The following is a 17073-nucleotide window of genomic DNA, read 5'->3' as shown; positions in this document are numbered from 1 at the left end:
CAGCATGGGCACTATTATTGTTACCGGCGGGGCCGGTTTTATTGGCAGCAACTTTGTTCATATTGCCCTCAAACAGCAAGATGTTAAGATTGTAAACCTGGACAAACTAACGTACGCAGGGAACCTGGATTCTTTAGTTGATATCAAAAATGAGGCGAGATATACTTTGGTGCAGGGGGATATCTGTGATCAGGCGGTAGTAGCTGAACTATTAACTAAATATCAGCCAATAGCGATTGTCCATTTTGCCGCTGAATCACATGTGGATCGCTCTATTGATGGACCGGATGAATTTATTAAAACGAATATTAATGGTACATTTACGCTGCTGGAGGCCGCAAGAAAATATTGGCGTGAGTTAAGCGATGAAGGGAAAAATAAATTCAGGTTCTTGCATGTTTCTACAGATGAGGTGTATGGCAGCTTAGGGCAAACTGGCTACTTTACTGAAGAAACCCCCTATGCACCTAATTCACCGTATTCAGCCTCCAAAGCTGCTTCTGATCACTTAGTGCGTGCCTATTTCCACACCTATGGCTTACCGATATTGATGACTAATTGCTCTAATAACTACGGGCCATTTCAATTCCCTGAGAAGCTTATCCCGCTTATAATCCTCAATGCATTGGAGGGTAAGCCGCTGCCTGTCTATGGGACAGGCCGGAATATACGCGACTGGCTGTATGTAGAGGACCACTGTCAAGCTATCTTAACCATATTGGATAAGGGCTCTGTCGGTGAAAAATACAATATTGGCGGGCATAATGAAATGACTAATATGGATATTGTTCATACCTTATGCGATATTCTTGATGCGAACCGTCCACGCAGTGATGGCAAGTCGTTCCGTGAGCAAATTACCTTTGTTAAAGACCGTCCCGGCCATGACTTACGCTACGCCATTGACGCTTCGAAAATCCAGCGGGAGTTAGGCTGGGTACCGGCGGAAACCTTTGCAACAGGCATCATCAAGACTGTTAATTGGTATCTCAATAACAGCGAGTGGTGTCAGCGGGTCACCGATGGCAGCTACCGCCGTGAACGACTGGGAATGGGAGAATAGCAACAATGGCAGTAACAAAAGGGATTATATTGGCCGGTGGCTCCGGCACTCGTCTGTATCCGGCGACAAAATCAGTGAGTAAACAGCTGATGCCGGTTTATGATAAACCAATGATCTACTATCCGTTATCTACCTTACTCCTGGCTGGTATTCGGGATATCTTAATCATTACGACCCCGCAGGACCGGGAGTGTTTTTTGAACTTGCTTGGCACAGGCGAGCAGTGGGGCATTCAGTTGTCCTATGCCGTGCAGCCAAGCCCTGACGGGTTGGCCCAGGCCTTTATTATTGGTGAAGCATTTATTGGCCATAACAGTTGTGCCCTGATCCTAGGAGATAATATTTTTTATGGATATGGTTTCAGCCAAAAATTACAGGCAGCCGTTCAGCAAGCTGCAGGTGCAACCGTTTTTGCCTACTGGGTCAGTAATCCGGAGCGGTACGGGGTCGTTGAGTTTGATAGTAAAGGACAGGCTGTCAGCTTGGCAGAGAAGCCGCTTCAGCCTAAATCCAATTACGCCGTTACCGGACTGTACTTTTATGACCACAATGTGGTTGAATTGGCTAAGTCAGTTAAACCGTCGGTGCGGGGGGAACTGGAAATTACCCATCTAAACCGCCTGTATTTGGAACAGAATGTACTACGGGTGGAAACATTAGGCCGCGGCTATGCCTGGCTGGATACGGGGACACATGAGTCACTGCTGCAGGCCTCGAACTATATTGCTACGATTCAGGAGCGGCAGGGACTGATGGTAGCCTGCCCGGAAGAGATCGCTTATCGCATGGGGTATATATCGCGCGATGAATTGATCGCGCTAGGCAGTGTTATGAAGAACAATGGGTATGGTCAGTATCTCCTGAAGATTGCCAGGAGTGAATAGGAAGGCTAAGCCTGCCGGTAATGGCAGGCTTTTTTTGATAAAATATCAAGCGAGTGGAGTGGACTGATTTGAAAGTAATCGAAACAAATTTACCGGGGGTAGTCATTCTGGAACCCAAGGTGTTTGGGGATAGGCGGGGATTCTTTAAAGAAACGTGGCAGAAATCGCGGTATGAAGCGATTGGAATTACCGAAGAGTTTGTACAGGATAATATCTCTTTTTCTACACGGGGTGTATTGCGGGGGTTACATTACCAGCAGCCTCATACCCAGGGGAAACTAGTATCGGTTATCCAGGGAGAGGTATTTGATGTCGCTGTAGATATCCGAGTGGGTTCACCGACTTTCGGGCACTGGGCAGGTGCATTTCTTTCCGGCGAAAACCATCATCAGCTATGGATTCCGCCGGGGTTTGCCCATGGCTTCTGTGTAGTCAGTGATACTGTCTATTTCGCGTATAAATGCAGTGATGTGTATACACCGGCCGCTGAAGGCGGTATCATCTGGAACGATCCGGATATCGGGATCGAATGGCCGCTGACCGAGGTCAAACTTTCGGGAAAAGATCAGGACTACCCGCGTTTGCGTGATATTAATCCGGCGCGTCTGCCGCAATTCGGTGGATAGTAAAACAGGAGGCGATCTTATGAGGATGTTAGTAACAGGTGCTCACGGTCAGCTGGGCCGGGAGATTGCCAGGCAAGGGCAAAACCATGAGTTGATCCTGACTGATGTTGATACTCTGGATATAGCGGACGGAAAGCAGGTTCGTTCCCTTTTCCAGGCGGTGCACCCTCAGGTAGTGATCCATTGTGCGGCCTATACGAACGTGGATGGGGCGGAAACGGACAGCGATACCGCATTCCGTGTTAATGTCATTGGTGCCCGGAATATAGCGGTCGGTTGTCTGGAGACCGGGGCGCGGATGACCTATATCAGTACCGATTATGTGTTTGATGGTGCAGGCACTGACCAGTATCGTGAGTTTGATCCGGTCCATCCGCAGACCGTATATGGCCGGACCAAATGGCAGGGAGAAGAAATCGTACGGCAAATCCTTGGCCGGCACTATATTATCCGTACTGCCTGGTTATACGGGGAGGGGAACAACTTTGTCAAAACCATGCTGCGCCTGGCCGGAACGCAAAAATCCTTACGGGTAGTCCAGGATCAGATTGGTACGCCAACCTCAACCGTTGACCTGGCTTGGTCAATTTTTCGATTGCTGGAAAACGATGCCTATGGCACCTATCATGCCAGCTGCCAGGGACAGTGCTCATGGTATGAGTTTGCCTGTGAGATTTTTCGGCAGACAGGCAAAGATATTGAGGTGATTCCCGTAACAACCGCTGAGTTTGTCAGACCGGCAAAACGTCCGGCTTATTCTGTCCTGGATAATTATATGCTGCGAATGTCGGTGGGGGATCCTATGCGTGAATGGCAGCAGGCACTGCGTGAATATTTGGGGTTGTGATTAGTGCGTTGAAGTGTCAGATTAGAGGGCAACCTTATTTTCTATAAAATCTATCAGATATAGATCGAATAATGGTGGTGTACCATTCTGAAACTTTAATGCAAGGCAGTGTGAAGGACGGCTGCTGCCGGTAAAAGTGTGCTGCTGGGATACTCTTCTAGGAGGATTATGCAGGTTGCGTCTAGGCAATACAATGCTGGTATGGTAGAATAAGCCCATGGGACAAGGTATTATTTTTCTTGTATAATAATTTTTTACGATAAGAAAGGAATTGCCAGTGAATATCTTGATCGTTTTTTCGCAGCCCTGGGCGGTAGGTGGGGCCGAAACGCATGTAACTGATTTAGTCAAGGGCCTTGTTCAACGCGGCCAGGCCGTATATTTAGCCGTACATGCCAACCGGTCGCCACAGTTGGAAGGAATCGTAAAAGAGCAATTTGTATTAAATTTCCGGTCTAAGAATCCCCTGGATTATGTTCAACTGACGCACCAAGTAGCAGGGATTGTAAAACAGTGTAATATTGATGTTATTCACGCGCATCAGCGGACATCGGGCTATGTGGCTGCTTATATAAATTATCTGACCGAAGCTCCGTTTTTGGTCACTGTTCATGATCCCTGGAACAGGGCTTACGGTAAAAAAATTCACGCAAAAATCTATGACCACATCATAACCGTTAGTGAATTTTTGCGGAACCGGTTTATTTATGAGTTTGGCTTTCTGCCGGAAAAGGTGCATACCATCCACAACGGGGCTGATCAGGACCGTTACAACCCGGCCCAATACGATCGGCGGCAGCTTGCGGGCTTAGGCGATGAGTTGGCGATCAAACCACAGGAAAAGGTAATCAGCCTGATTGCAAGATTATATAAGTCCAAAGGACAGCAGTATTTAATTGAGGCCGCCCCTACTATAGTGCAACGATTTCCACATACTAAGTTTTTACTGGTCGGTGACGGACCCCATGAGGGCTTATTGCGCCAACGTATTCAGGCGTTAGGGCTTACGGACTATTTTATTTTTACCGGCTACCGCCAGGACATACCAGAGATTATTACCCTGTCGGATATTGTGGTACGCCCCTCCGAAATGGAAGGGTTGCCGATTAATGTGATTGAAGCCATGCTGATGGCTAAACCGGTTATCGCTACTAACATTGCCGGGGTTCCCGAAATGATCGATCATGGCTGCAATGGCTTTATGATTGATGTCGGTGATGTGTCTGGTTTGGCCCGGAATTTGATTCATATTCTGGAAGATGATACCAGGAAGAATGCAATTGGACAGGCTGCCCGTGATACGGCATTAGCAAAGTTTAGTATTGAAAACTGTGTTAGAAAAACAGAAGCCCTATACCAGGAGCGGATTAAAGAAACAGGATCAAAGTGCAGCAAAAAAGGGGTATGCTTATGAGTGAGGCTCAATTAAGGGTTATCCCTAAAGTGATTCATTATTGTTGGTTTGGTGGCGCTGAATTATCGCCATTGGCTCGCGAATGCATCGCCAGTTGGGAAAAATACCTGCCAGATTATGAAATTAGATTATGGAATGAAGAAAATTTTGATATCAATAGCAATAAATTTGCCCGTGAGGCTTATGCGGCTAAACGCTGGGCGTTTGTATCAGACTATGTTCGCGCCTATGTTCTTTATGAATATGGGGGCATTTATATGGATACGGATGTGGAAGTGCTGCAAAATTTGGACCGGTTTCTGGTGCATCCGGCGTTTGCCGGCTTTGAGAACAGTACCCTCATTTCCACAGGCATTATAGGAACCCGCAGCAAGCATTGGTGGATAGGTGAACTTCTGGAGTACTATAAAAACCGCAGTTTTTACCGGGAAAACGGGAAAGCGGATATCAAGCCAAATACTTTCCTGCTTACAGGGTTAGCGAAACAGCATGGATTTGCAGAAGGTAATAGGTATCAGGTTCTGGTTGATGATGTTCATGTCTATCCCAGTGAATACTTTTGTCCGAAGAGCCCCCGGAACCATCAAATCGTACTTACTCCCAATTCTTATGCAATCCATCATTTTGAAGGATCCTGGCTGCCTTTAAACAGGCGTGTCAAGAAGCACCTGCGGTTATTCATGATGGCGCTCGTTGGCCGGGAACGATATGATCGATTTAGTGCTTTCTTGAAAAGGATAGGCAGACGTAGTTCTAAATGACAGCGCAAAAGCTTGAATCGTGCCGGTGTAAGTGATAAATTAAGGAAGAACTTTATAGTTAGCTAATAGTAAGGAGATACAATGGTCATGGCATTTAATCGGCAAGAATATAGCCCTGAAATTAATTTGTATTATCAAGATGAGCTGCCTCATGAGCTGGCGGAGGCAATTATCCGGCATGCCTGGTTTGGTTTATCAACAGCGGCAGAGGCGGAAAACTTTGAACTCATTCGAAATATTAGGTCCAAAGTCTATAAAATGAAGTTTCAGGGGGAAGTTTATTATCTGAAAAGCTATACTCCCCGGGATACCAGCAAAATAATTAAAAATTTTTTCCGGCCGGTCGATGCTGTCCGTTATTTTCAAATTACCGCAAAACTTAGAGCGGCGGGTGTTCCCATTGCCCAGCCGATATTGGCTTTAACCAAAAAAACCGGCTTTCGTTCTGCGGACAGCATATTTGTGACCCGCGAAGTTTCTGGCATGGATTTATATGACTATCTTCTTCAAGGCGCTCAGGATGATTCGGAGCAGAGAAAGAAAATGGTTATCCAATTTGCTTTTATGTGGAGTCGTTTAATTAATCTCAGCCTGGTACATCAGGACCCTTGGCTAGGTAATTTTATTATTCATTTTGATAAAGATAAAGACGATTTCCAGATTCAATTGATTGATGTGGATAATATTTATTTTATACCACTGCTGCCAAGAAAATTATTCTGGCTACTGAATGTGAAAAGATTGCATTATAAGCTGGGGAGGGTAAATTTCCCGGTCAGTCAATCTGAAATCCAATTATTTTTGGACAAATTAGATGAGTTTATGAAATTAGATACTTAGAATTTATTCGTAAGACTTTTCACTTCAATTATGTTATTTCGATTGAATTATTACTAAGGATGGGGGAATTCAGTGGAACTAGCAGTAACTATTGCAAATTCAATAACTATGAGTAATCAGTTTGGTACAAATTTTGATAATGGCACTGATAAAATAAGTATTGGTTTCGGGATTAATGCAAAGTATGCCCGTCCATTAGGTGTTACTATAACTTCTATTACGGTTAATAATCCGGATTTATTTCTGGATTTTCATGTATTTGCTAGTTCGATAGAATACGTGGATTTAGAGCGTATGCAAAAGCTTAGTATGGATTTTCCTAAGATAGCTATCCATGTTTATCAGGTTAATGATGCTTTTATTTCTCATCTGCCGGTACTAAAACACATTCCGTTGCCTATGTATTTTCGTCTTTTTATGCCGTTTATCTTGAAAGACAGGAATAAAGTGTTATATCTTGATTCCGATGTGATATGTCTTAACAATATATCGGAACTGATTCACTTGGATATGAATCATTATCCTGCCGCTGTTATTCCCGATATACCACGAACTGCTATTAAACAATCAAAAAGATTGAATTTAGAGAGTGAATCGTATTTTAATTCAGGTGTAATATTGATTAACGTTGAGGAATGGTTGAAACAAACTATCACGGAACAAGTTTTATCGACCCTATCAGAATCCTCGACCCATTTTTTCTTTCCTGATCAAGATGCGCTTAATTTAGTGTTAGAAGGCAAAAAGATTACTCTAGATCGGAAATGGAATTGTATTTTAGAAAATGAGAGTGGTGAGGATATTCCTGATGACACAATTTTTCTTCACTGTACGGCCCGGCCAAAGCCCTGGGAAGTAGCCTGTGATAAGAAATCGCAAGCTTATAGGCTTTATTCTCAGTATGAGAGTTTGTCGCCATGGCGGGGACTCCCGCTTCTGCAGCCCTCCATTCCTAGTGATGCAAGGATCTATGCAAGAAAACTTTTTGCTGAAGGCCATATTATTGCAGGAACTGCTTGGTTTTACAGATATTTAACAATGAAATATGGAAGCAAAAATTAGTAAATAGAGTTTGAAGATATATACCTAAATAATATAAGGAAAGGCAGGGCGGAAAGTGAGTAGTCTTGTGTCAATCATTATGCCGGCTTTCAATGTTGCCGATTATATAGCCGAAAGCATTGAATCAATTATCAATCAGGAATATAAAAACTGGGAACTGATTGTGATCAACGATGGTTCGACAGATTCTACACCTGACATTGTACGCTCTTTTATTCAAAAGGATTCACGTATCAGGCTTTATGAGCAGGAAAATCAAGGGGTATCTGTGGCTCGTAACCAAGGGATGAAGATTGCGGCGGGAAAGTATCTGGCTTTTTTAGATGGAGATGATCTGTGGGACAAATCCTTTTTAATGAAAGTTGTAACAGCCAAGGAGTTAAATCCTGTTGATATGGTATTTTCCGGATACCAATCAATGGCGAAAAACGGATATCTTAAGAAGTTTAGGTTTCAATATATGGATGGAGATATTTTACTCCCTTATTTAAAAGGCGTAGTTGGCATGTGTATCGGCTCAGTGCTTGTTGATAAAGCCTTTCTTTGTCAGTATAATATAAATTTTACCGAAGGCTGTTCGATGGGGGAAGACGGAGAATTTTTATTGAAAATTCTATGTATAGCTAAAGTTCACGCTGTTCGGGAAAAATTAATGATCTATCGAACAAGGCCAGGTTCGGCCCGTCACTCCGCCTTTCAATGGCAGATACGCCTTCAAAGGCTAGAAGCCATTAAGCGAGTTGTCCAATATATGCAGGAATATAGCGACAAATTGAAAGCAGCGCCTGCTTTAAGGGCTTTGACTGAAAATATAGGCTACCACCGGTATCGACTGTTGTGGAGAATGATTAAATATGGACAGCATCAAGATGCTTTGCATATGTTGGCTGAGCCTGAATGTATACAGGAACTTTTAGCAGTTCATAAAATGGATTTTCGGATTACGCATCAATTACAGTATGGGATTATTATGTCTAAAAATCAGTTTTTGTGGAAAGCCTGTGCACTTGGTTTGTTAAAATAAGTAGGAATAGAGTGGAAACTAATATCAGGATAGGGGAGTCAGTTTAAAAAGAGTTAATAAAACCCATATGGAAAGGAAAGATATGTTTACAAATAAAATTACCAGCAATCATATATTTGGGGTATTATTAAGTTTTCTTCTATTCGCCCTGCCAGCTGTCATGAGTTTTCCTTCAGGAAGAAGCATCACCACGTACACTTACCACATTATCGGTAGTGTTTTATGTTTGGCAACTTATAAAGCTGTGCAGAATCCCAAATATCGGGTTTGGATGCAGGCTGTGCTTTACCTGTTAGTGCTGATAAGCGCTATAAGTGCCATACAGGGAATCTACCAATATATTTTTTTAGGTATTAACCGGCCACAGGGACCTTTTACAAATACTAATATATTAGCCATGAATATAGAAATCATGATTCCGGTGGTACTTGCAATCCTGCTAAGCAAGCAGAATTCCTATATAAAGGCAGTATTAAGCGTGACCCTCCTATTGCTGGCTGGGGGCCTGCTTGTTTCCTTATCGCGGGGGGCCTGGCTGGCAGTAATTATTGTGGTCCCGGCGCTATTGATTATAGAGAAAAATTATAAAATATTGTTATCGGTCTGTGGGACCGCCATTGCGGTGCTCTGTTTCCGTTATAACGATGTCCTGATGCGGATACAAAGCATCTTCGATTTGCAAATGTCTAGCAATGCTGAAAGACTCAATGCTTTTTATAGCAGCCTGGCAATGATTCAGGCCTACCCGTTTGGAGTCGGTTTTAAAAACTTCAAGCAGGCCTATCCACAATTTATGCTGCCTGAGGCCAAAGAATTAGTATCGCATGCCCACAATCAGGTTCTAGTGTATGCGACGGAAGCCGGTATTTTGGCGGCAATTGCGTTCATCGTGTTTTTCTTTTTATCTGGAATTTATGTTTATAACTATTATCCACAAATAAATAATGAATACCACCGGCTCTTAACGCTGGGAATTAGTGGTGGCGTAATGACCATATTACTGCATGGTTTGGTCGATAAAACGCTGCAACAGTCGAGTACCTTATTGATTGTTATGTACATGATTGGCTTGGCCTTGGGGATTGTTAGAAGTTATACCGTTAAAAACAAGACATCGGTTCAGGGAAAGATGTGACGATCAGGGAGCTGGTCTTGCTCGTCCGGGAGTGCGTAGGCCGTAAAAGCAAGTGTATCTGAATACAGATAAAACGAATGGAATAAACATAGTCTGCTCTATCGCTCTAAAGAGAGCGATAGAGCAGGCTTTCTTATTGTCTGGCTATGCTGTAGGATGCAAGCGCTTTTAGCAGGTGTTATCTGATGGCTCTGGCAACATAGGGCTGCTTATGATAAAATAAATAAAGTAATGGAAAATATAGTCTGTTGTATTGATAGCCAACCTGAAGTTTGTAGGGCTTGAGGAATTAATAAGGGAGTATGCTTTAATTATGGCATGGAAAAAATCTTTAACTCTGGCTTTGGTGGTTTCTGCATTATCAGCAAGTTCCCAGGCTTCACCGTCTGATCTTGTTTCCCCCAATGTTCCCTTAGCCAGTCCGCTGTACGGCTACATCGAAAAGTTTGATGGTTTAGGTTATCTGCAATCAATCCCCGATGGGACAAAGCCGTATACGAGAATGCAAATGGCCCAGTGGCTGACGGAAATCCGGATCGAGGCAGCGCACCGGCCAGTGCCGGCGTATCTGGCGGGAATGAAGAATGAACTGGAGCGCGAACTGGCGCCGGAGTTGGAGGTATTGGCTGGGGGCGTGGCCGATACGTCGCTGGCATTACGGGAAGTTCGTCTGGAGTTTGGCAACTATGACGGAGACGGCCTCCGTTACCGCATGAATCCTAACAGTGGTCCACGGGCTGGTCAGCAGCCGCTCAACAACAATAATAACGGGTATCGTTATGGTGGGGACGCCAATGTGGTTGCCTCAGCCTTGCTGACTGGTAAGCTTGCTCCTGATGTGGCTGTAGCCCTGGTGCCGCGGTTTAGCTATGATGATGACCAGCATGGAGACGCCGCTCTTACCAGCGGCTATATCAAAACCAGGATCAACGGGACTTCCATTCAGGTGGGCAAAGACCCGGTGTTTTGGGGACACGGAGCTACAGGCTCGCTGATTCTCGGCAATAATATGACACCGCTGACTTCAATTAAGGTTTCCAACCTTGAACCCTATCGGACTAACGGTTTTTTCCGTTTTCTGGGGGACATGAACTTTACTGCTTTATACAGCGAACTGGAAAGCAACCGGACAAAGTTTAATTCCAACGAGGTGGACGGTCCTTCCTTTGTGGGGCTGCGGAGTACCTTTACCCCGCAGCGAAACTTTACCTTCGGTTTGTCCTTTACCTCGATGCTCGGCGGTAAAGGCAAAGGCCTGAGCAGTGGCGATTACTGGGACTGGCTTAGTGGTAAAAATGATGATGCTGATGCCGATAAATGGAACAATATTGCCGGCTTTGATTTTAAAGTGCGGGTGCCGAAATGGAACGGGGTCCAGGTCTATGGCGAGTTGTACGGCGAAGACCAGGCCAACTACATGCCCTCGAAAATCGCGGAACGGGTAGGGGTTTATATTCCCCGCCTCAGCCAGGACGGAGCCTGGGATATGAAGGTGGAATATGCCAATACCAGCAAGTCCTGGTATGGCCACCAGCTGTATACCAACGGCTATGTGTATAAGGGGGACCTTATTGGCGATCCCATGGGGTATAATGCCAACCAGTATTATATGCAGCTTGGCAATTATTTGGACAAGGACAGCAAGCTTTCCCTTAATGTCAAACAGGTCAAACAGGATCGGGATGCTCCTGTTCAGCAAACCACAAAATCCCTGTGGCTGCAATACGAGACCAAACTGCAGGACCGGGTGTTCCTGGACGGTCAGGTTGGCGTGGCCCGGATCAGTAATGCCAATTTTAATAGCGGGCAGGATGAAACGGATCAGTTTGCCGGTATCAGTGTGCGCTGGCTGTATTAATTAATTGTAGCACCGGCTATAGTCCTTTTAAGTTAATTGTCACAAGCCAGATAGACATTCATTGATTTTAAGTGAGCGCGGCTGGTAAAGGACTTAAGGCATAGGCGATATTCATTAATGAGTTCCCTCGCCCCGCGGCCAGCCAAGGTTGGAAGGAGTTGCAGGATATGCCTTTACGCATTTTGTCCCTGGTGCTTCTAATAGTAGTTGCAGCCATTTGTATCCCGCTGACCGGGGCGGCCGCCGAACCGGTCAGTTTTAAGCCTGCCTGGCATGAACACGAAACAGCCAGGTATCAGGTTATCAAAAGCAGAACCCAGAATGGCGAAACCCATTCGGCAAACATGACGGTTGCCGTCACCGTAGTCGGCAAAAGCGATGACGGCTATGTATTCGAATGGCGGTATGAGGATTTTGTTGCGGACATTCCTTTACCGGCTGCTTACAGTAGTATGTTTACAGACTTGATGCAAGAACTGAGAATCAAATATGCCACAAACCAGGATGGCGTTTATCAGCGGGTCGTGAATGAGGAGGAACTGCGGCAGCGGATAACCGACTTGATTCCCCGGCTGCTGGCGCTGGTTCCCGATGCCCCGGCACGGGCTATGGTCGGCAAGTATCTTACCAGCCTTACCAGTAATGAGAACTTTGTTGATTATATTGCCGCGAAAGAAATAATATATTTACATAACCCTTACTTCCTGGGGCAGGATTTGGAGGCTGATGAAGACTATCAGCTGAATATAACCTTGCCGAATCCCCTGGATCCGGCCCGGCCGCTGGATGGAGTGGTCACAATGCGGGCCTCGCAGAGCGGCGGCTTTAAGCACATTCAGATCCACCAGGCGGTTGACAAAGAAAGATCGGCAGCCATATTGATGGAAACACTCCAGGATATGGCGGCGGCAATGGGGCGTCAACCCGCTGCTGATTTCAGTGTCAGGGATTTTGCCATGACAGACAGCCTGCAGTATACTTATAAAGAAGCAGGCGGCTGGCCTGAGCAGGGTTCCGTAGCCCGGGTGATAATGGTAAATGGGAGCACCCGGGAGGAAAAAATAGAATTCACCCGGAAAGAGTAGGGCTGGGGAACTGAATAACAAGCAGGAGAGGTATTTACTATGACTATTTTAGTAACCGGCGGCGCCGGCTATATTGGCAGCCACACCTGTGTGGAACTGCTCCAGGCCGGATATGATGTCATTATCGTCGATAATTTCAGCAACAGCAAAGCGGCGGTGCTGCAGCGTATTGCGGCCATCACCGGCAAACAGCCCAGGTTTTATCAGCTGAATATCCGGGACGGAGACAAGCTGGACAAAGTCTTTGCCGAGAATGATATTGAGGCAGTTATCCATTTTGCCGGCCTCAAAGCGGTGGGCGAGTCGGTTGCTTTGCCCCTTGCCTACTACCATAATAATATCACCGGCACGCTGGTGCTGTGTGAGCTTATGACCCGGTATGGGGTGAAACAGTTGGTCTTCAGTTCGTCGGCCACGGTCTATGGCGTGCCGGAGCGTATTCCCCTAGTCGAGGACTGCGGCCGCAGTGCGACCAATCCCTACGGGCGGACAAAACTGATGATTGAGGATATCCTGAGCGATCTGCATACTGCCGATCCGGCCTGGGGCATAACCCTGCTCCGGTATTTTAATCCGATCGGCGCCCACGGGAGTGGTAAAATCGGGGAAGACCCGCAGGACATCCCGAATAACCTGATGCCGTATATTACCCAGGTGGCTATTGGCAAACGGGAGAAGCTCAGTATTTTCGGCAATGACTATAATACCCCTGACGGAACCGGGGTCAGGGATTATATCCATGTGGTGGATCTGGCGAAAGGCCATCTGCAGGCGCTGGCCAAAGTGCTGGCCGGCCCGGGGTTGTCTGCCTATAACCTGGGCACCGGGCGGGGTTACAGTGTCCTGGAGCTGGTCCGGGCTTTCGAGAAAGCCACCGGGCGGCCGATCCCCTATGTGATTACCGGCCGGCGCCCGGGCGATATTGACATCTGCTATGCCGATACGGCCAGAGCCAAAGCCGAACTGGGCTGGGTGGCTGAGAAAAATATTGAGGATATGTGCAGCGATGCCTGGAACTGGCAGCTGAATAACCCCTGTGGTTATGACGGTGAGGATAAATAACAGAGCATTCGGTAGGAAACCAGCTGCCAGTCTCTTAACAGGACCGTCGGCTGGTTGTTTAATATCATGGCACATTCAGCATATGTAGCCAGGCGGAGGCGGTAATGAAAACGTTAGCACTGTTGTTTTTTGGCGGCTGGATGCTGCTGATTATCTGGTTTTCCGCGCAGCCCGCCGTTGAGTCTAAAGGGCTGAGCCAAATGGTGGTACAAGCGCTGGTTGACCTGCTGACAACCCTGCTGCCTGTGGCTCAGAGCGCGAAAGAACAGCAACTGCTGGTCCTGCATTTACACGGGTTTGTGCGAAAGGTGGCCCATGGGGTCAACTATTTTGTGCTGGGCTGCCTGGCCTATCAGGCTTTCCGCCTACATAGCCGCAGCCGGAACAAGACCTGGCTGGTGGCGGCCGCTATGCTTTTTTGCACCGTGTTTGCCGTTCTGGATGAGCTGCATCAGGTCTATGTGCCGGGCCGCAGCGGCGAGCTGCGGGACGTGTTGATCGATAGCGGCAGTGCTCTGGCGGGCATCCTCTTGTGCCGGGGCTACAGGCGCAGCCAGGGGAGCCGATAATAAGAAAAAGAAAAGTTGTCATTTTTCCTGCTACGATGGTATACTGGAAAAAGGCGGAAACTATAAGCAGAACCTAACTGGGGAATGGGAGGAGGAGAGGGAATGAGCGAAGAGCGTTTTAACCGGCTGGAACAGATGCTGGCCCAACTGATTACCATGGTAGGCCACAACAATGCCGTTACCGAGGAACTGCGTCAGGATGTTACCGGGATCAAGCAGGATGTTGCGGGACTTAAACAGGATGTCACCGGGCTTAAACAGGATAGCGCCAGACTTCAGCAGGAGGTTGCTGAACTGAAGCAAGATTTTGTAACCCTGGAAAACAAGCTGGAAAAAGGTTTTGCCGATGTCGTCCAGATGATCACTGTAATTGGTGATAAGACAGATAAAATAGAATTGGTACAAGCCCATCATTCCGATGTGCTGGACGTGCTGGCAATTCGCACTACCCGGCAGGAAGCGGAGATGCAGGCTTTAAAACGGGCTATGTAGCTTGCCTGACCGGCCGCCAGGCTTCCGCCGGTAAACCGGAAGGATGGAGTCAGAGTGGCTGAGTCTGTTTTGCGTGGCCTTTATCGTTTTTAACACGCTTTAAAGTGTCTAAAAGACACAGGGATAAAGGGGCGGCCAGTACGTGCTAATAGGGGATACGAAGCCAGGAGCCCGGGCCGGGTGCCCTGGCTTTTTTTTGCCACAAACATCCTTTAGACAAGTTTACATAATTTTGATATACTAGTAACAAATAAGGACAAATGTCCGTGGCATAGGGGGATTGGTGTACAGAGTGTGTTGTGTGTGCGATATAAAACACTGTTGGTTAACAACGGGTGATGCCGGCAAGGCCCTGTATCACCAGCCGGTTACCGAGTAAATACGTTAAGGAGGCCAGGTATGGGTAATTTTGATTTTGCCAGTCTGATTCGCACAGACCGTGAGAGCCGGAAGCATCAGCATTTTTCCGGGACACTGCTGGATTACCTTGCGATTGTAAAGGAAAACCCGAAAGTCGCCATGCTGGCCCATCAACGGATGCATGAGCTGTTGGCCGCGCCTGGCGTTGAGCTGGTAAAAACCGAGGAAAACCCCCGGTTAAAACGGATTTATGGCAATGAAACCTTACGCCGGTACCAGTTTTTTGAGAATGATTTCTACGGCATTGATAAAAGCATTATGAAGATTATGCGCTATTTCCATTCAGCGGCCATGAAGGGCGAGGAGGCGCGGCAGGTATTGTACCTGGTGGGGCCGGTGGGGGCCGGCAAGTCTTCGCTGATGGAGGCGCTGAAAAAAGCGCTGGAGATGAGCCCGCCCGTGTATGTCATCAAAGACTGCCCGATGCGGGAGGAGCCGCTGCACCTGATTCCCAAGCACCTGCGGCCCGAGTTCGAGGCGGTGCTGGGGGTTAAGATTGAGGGGGACCTGTGCCCGGTTTGCCGTTACCGCCTCAAAAACGAATATAACGGCGAGTTTGAACAGATGCCGGTGACGGTGTCCGAGTTTTCGGTCCGCTCCCGGAAAGGGGTGGGCGTTGTGCCGCCGGTCGACCCCAACAATCAGGACACCTCGGTGCTGTCCGGTTCGGTCGACATCTCCAAAATGGACATGTATGCCGAGGATGATCCGCGGGTGCTGGCCCTGAACGGGGCTTTCAACGTGGGCAACCGGGGCATTGTCGAGTTTATTGAGGTTTTCAAGAATGATGTGGAGTATCTGCATACGATGATTACCGCCACCCAGGAGAAATCGATCCCCTCGCCCGGCAAGGGCTCGATGATTTATTTTGACGGCATTATCCTGGCCCATTCCAATGAGGCGGAGTGGAACAAGTTTAAGTCCGACCATACCAATGAGGCCATTCTCGACCGGATTGTCAAGGTGGAGGTGCCCTATTGCCTGGAACTGGACGAGGAAGTCAAGATCTATCGCAAAATGCTTACGCACAGTGCCTTTGACGCCCACATCGCGCCCCATACCATTGAGGTGGCGTCGATGTTTGCCATTATGACCCGCCTGGCCCCGACCGCCAAGGTCGAGCCCCTGACCAAGCTCCGCATCTATAACGGAGAGGAGATTGTCGAGAAGGGCTCCACCCGCAAGGTCGATATAACGGAGCTGCGGGAAGAGGCGCCGCGGGAAGGCATGAGCGGTATTTCGACCCGCTTTATCATGAAAGCCATTGATACGGCCCTGTCCGAATCGGACCATAACTGCATCAACCCGCTGGCGGTGCTCGATACCCTGGTGAAGGCGGTCAAGGAGATGGTGATTGCCGAGGATGAGAAGAAACGCTATCTGGGCCTGCTGCAGGATACGATCAAAAAAGAATACAACAAGCTGCTGGAAAAAGAGGTGACCCGGGCCTTTATCCACGGCTACCAGGAGCAGGCCGAAAGCCTGTTTAACAACTACCTGGATCATTCGGAGGCCTTTGTCAATGCCACCAAGCTGAAAGACCCCAATACCGGTGAGGAACTGGAACCGGATGTGGCCTTCCTGCAGTCGATTGAAGAGCAGATCGGCATTACCGGCACGGCCGCCCTCGGCTTCCGGCAGGATGTAACCTCCTATATGTTTTCCCTGCTGCGCAACAAGGGCACCATCGACTACCGGAGCTACGAACCGCTCAAGGAGGCCATTGAGAAAAAACTGACCGCCTCGGTCCGGGAGTTGTCGCGGGTTGTGACCAAGGCCCGGGTGCGGGACAAGGAGCAGGACGGCAAATATGAGGCGATGGTGGCGGAGATGAACCGGAGCGGCTATTGTGACCATTGCTGCAATGTCATCTTGAAATATGCGGCCAACAACCTCTGGCGGGACTAAGCCCGGCAGGGGATATTAAGCGG

General features: G+C 47.5%; 16 protein-coding genes. All 16 read left to right on the top strand.

Annotated features, from left to right (window positions below; all coding sequences use genetic code 11):
- Positions 1-4 precede the first annotated feature (4 nt).
- The 16 genes from rfbB (at position 5) to ACZ481_RS20640 (ending at position 17050) form a co-directional block, all read left to right on the top strand.
- A complete protein-coding gene (gene rfbB, locus ACZ481_RS20715; protein WP_464770669.1) occupies positions 5-1063 on the top strand; it encodes a dTDP-glucose 4,6-dehydratase in 1059 nt (352 codons plus the stop codon).
- A gap of 5 nt (positions 1064-1068) precedes the next feature.
- Complete coding sequence (gene rfbA, locus ACZ481_RS20710; RefSeq protein WP_464767229.1) at positions 1069-1947, top strand: glucose-1-phosphate thymidylyltransferase RfbA; 879 nt, start codon at positions 1069-1071, stop codon at positions 1945-1947.
- Positions 1948-2015: 68 nt separating this feature from the next.
- Positions 2016-2573, top strand: a complete 558-nt coding sequence (gene rfbC / locus ACZ481_RS20705) for a dTDP-4-dehydrorhamnose 3,5-epimerase (protein ID WP_464770668.1) — start codon at positions 2016-2018, stop codon at positions 2571-2573.
- Positions 2574-2592: 19 nt separating this feature from the next.
- Complete coding sequence (rfbD, locus tag ACZ481_RS20700; RefSeq protein ID WP_464767228.1) at positions 2593-3420, top strand: dTDP-4-dehydrorhamnose reductase; 828 nt, start codon at positions 2593-2595, stop codon at positions 3418-3420.
- Positions 3421-3697: 277 nt separating this feature from the next.
- On the top strand, positions 3698-4834 hold the full coding sequence (locus tag ACZ481_RS20695) for a glycosyltransferase family 4 protein (RefSeq protein ID WP_464767227.1): 1137 nt from the start codon (positions 3698-3700) through the stop codon (positions 4832-4834).
- Complete coding sequence (locus ACZ481_RS20690; protein ID WP_464767226.1) at positions 4831-5595, top strand: glycosyltransferase family 32 protein; 765 nt, start codon at positions 4831-4833, stop codon at positions 5593-5595. Before ACZ481_RS20695 ends, ACZ481_RS20690 begins: the two co-directional genes overlap by 4 nt.
- A gap of 87 nt (positions 5596-5682) precedes the next feature.
- Positions 5683-6435 (top strand): lipopolysaccharide kinase InaA family protein, encoded by a 753-nt coding sequence (locus ACZ481_RS20685; protein WP_464767225.1) that lies wholly within the window; start codon positions 5683-5685, stop codon positions 6433-6435.
- A gap of 108 nt (positions 6436-6543) precedes the next feature.
- Complete coding sequence (locus ACZ481_RS20680) at positions 6544-7497, top strand: glycosyltransferase family 8 protein (RefSeq protein WP_464767224.1); 954 nt, start codon at positions 6544-6546, stop codon at positions 7495-7497.
- 79 nt (positions 7498-7576) lie between these two features.
- Positions 7577-8521 (top strand): glycosyltransferase family 2 protein, encoded by a 945-nt coding sequence (locus tag ACZ481_RS20675; protein ID WP_464767223.1) that lies wholly within the window; start codon positions 7577-7579, stop codon positions 8519-8521.
- Positions 8522-8588: 67 nt separating this feature from the next.
- Positions 8589-9656, top strand: a complete 1068-nt coding sequence (locus ACZ481_RS20670; RefSeq protein WP_464767222.1) for an O-antigen ligase family protein — start codon at positions 8589-8591, stop codon at positions 9654-9656.
- 313 nt (positions 9657-9969) lie between these two features.
- Positions 9970-11514, top strand: coding sequence for a capsule assembly Wzi family protein (locus tag ACZ481_RS20665; protein WP_464767221.1), 1545 nt, complete (start codon positions 9970-9972; stop codon positions 11512-11514).
- Between the two features lie 167 nt (positions 11515-11681).
- On the top strand, positions 11682-12599 hold the full coding sequence (locus ACZ481_RS20660; protein ID WP_464767220.1) for a hypothetical protein: 918 nt from the start codon (positions 11682-11684) through the stop codon (positions 12597-12599).
- Positions 12600-12638: 39 nt separating this feature from the next.
- The gene (gene galE / locus ACZ481_RS20655) at positions 12639-13661 is read left to right on the top strand and encodes a UDP-glucose 4-epimerase GalE (RefSeq protein ID WP_464767219.1); all 1023 of its coding nucleotides are present in this window, start codon (positions 12639-12641) and stop codon (positions 13659-13661) included.
- 104 nt (positions 13662-13765) lie between these two features.
- Positions 13766-14230 carry a VanZ family protein gene (locus tag ACZ481_RS20650; protein WP_464767218.1) on the top strand — a complete coding sequence of 155 codons (465 nt, stop codon included), beginning with the start codon at positions 13766-13768 and terminating at the stop codon, positions 14228-14230.
- A gap of 102 nt (positions 14231-14332) precedes the next feature.
- On the top strand, positions 14333-14722 hold the full coding sequence (locus ACZ481_RS20645; protein WP_464767217.1) for a hypothetical protein: 390 nt from the start codon (positions 14333-14335) through the stop codon (positions 14720-14722).
- Positions 14723-15121: 399 nt separating this feature from the next.
- Complete coding sequence (locus ACZ481_RS20640) at positions 15122-17050, top strand: serine protein kinase (protein ID WP_464767216.1); 1929 nt, start codon at positions 15122-15124, stop codon at positions 17048-17050.
- Positions 17051-17073 lie beyond the last annotated feature (23 nt).

This window comes from Sporomusa intestinalis (assembly GCF_055383785.1).
Note: the sequence above shows the minus strand (reverse complement) of the source record. Positions and strands in the feature narration are given on the sequence as shown.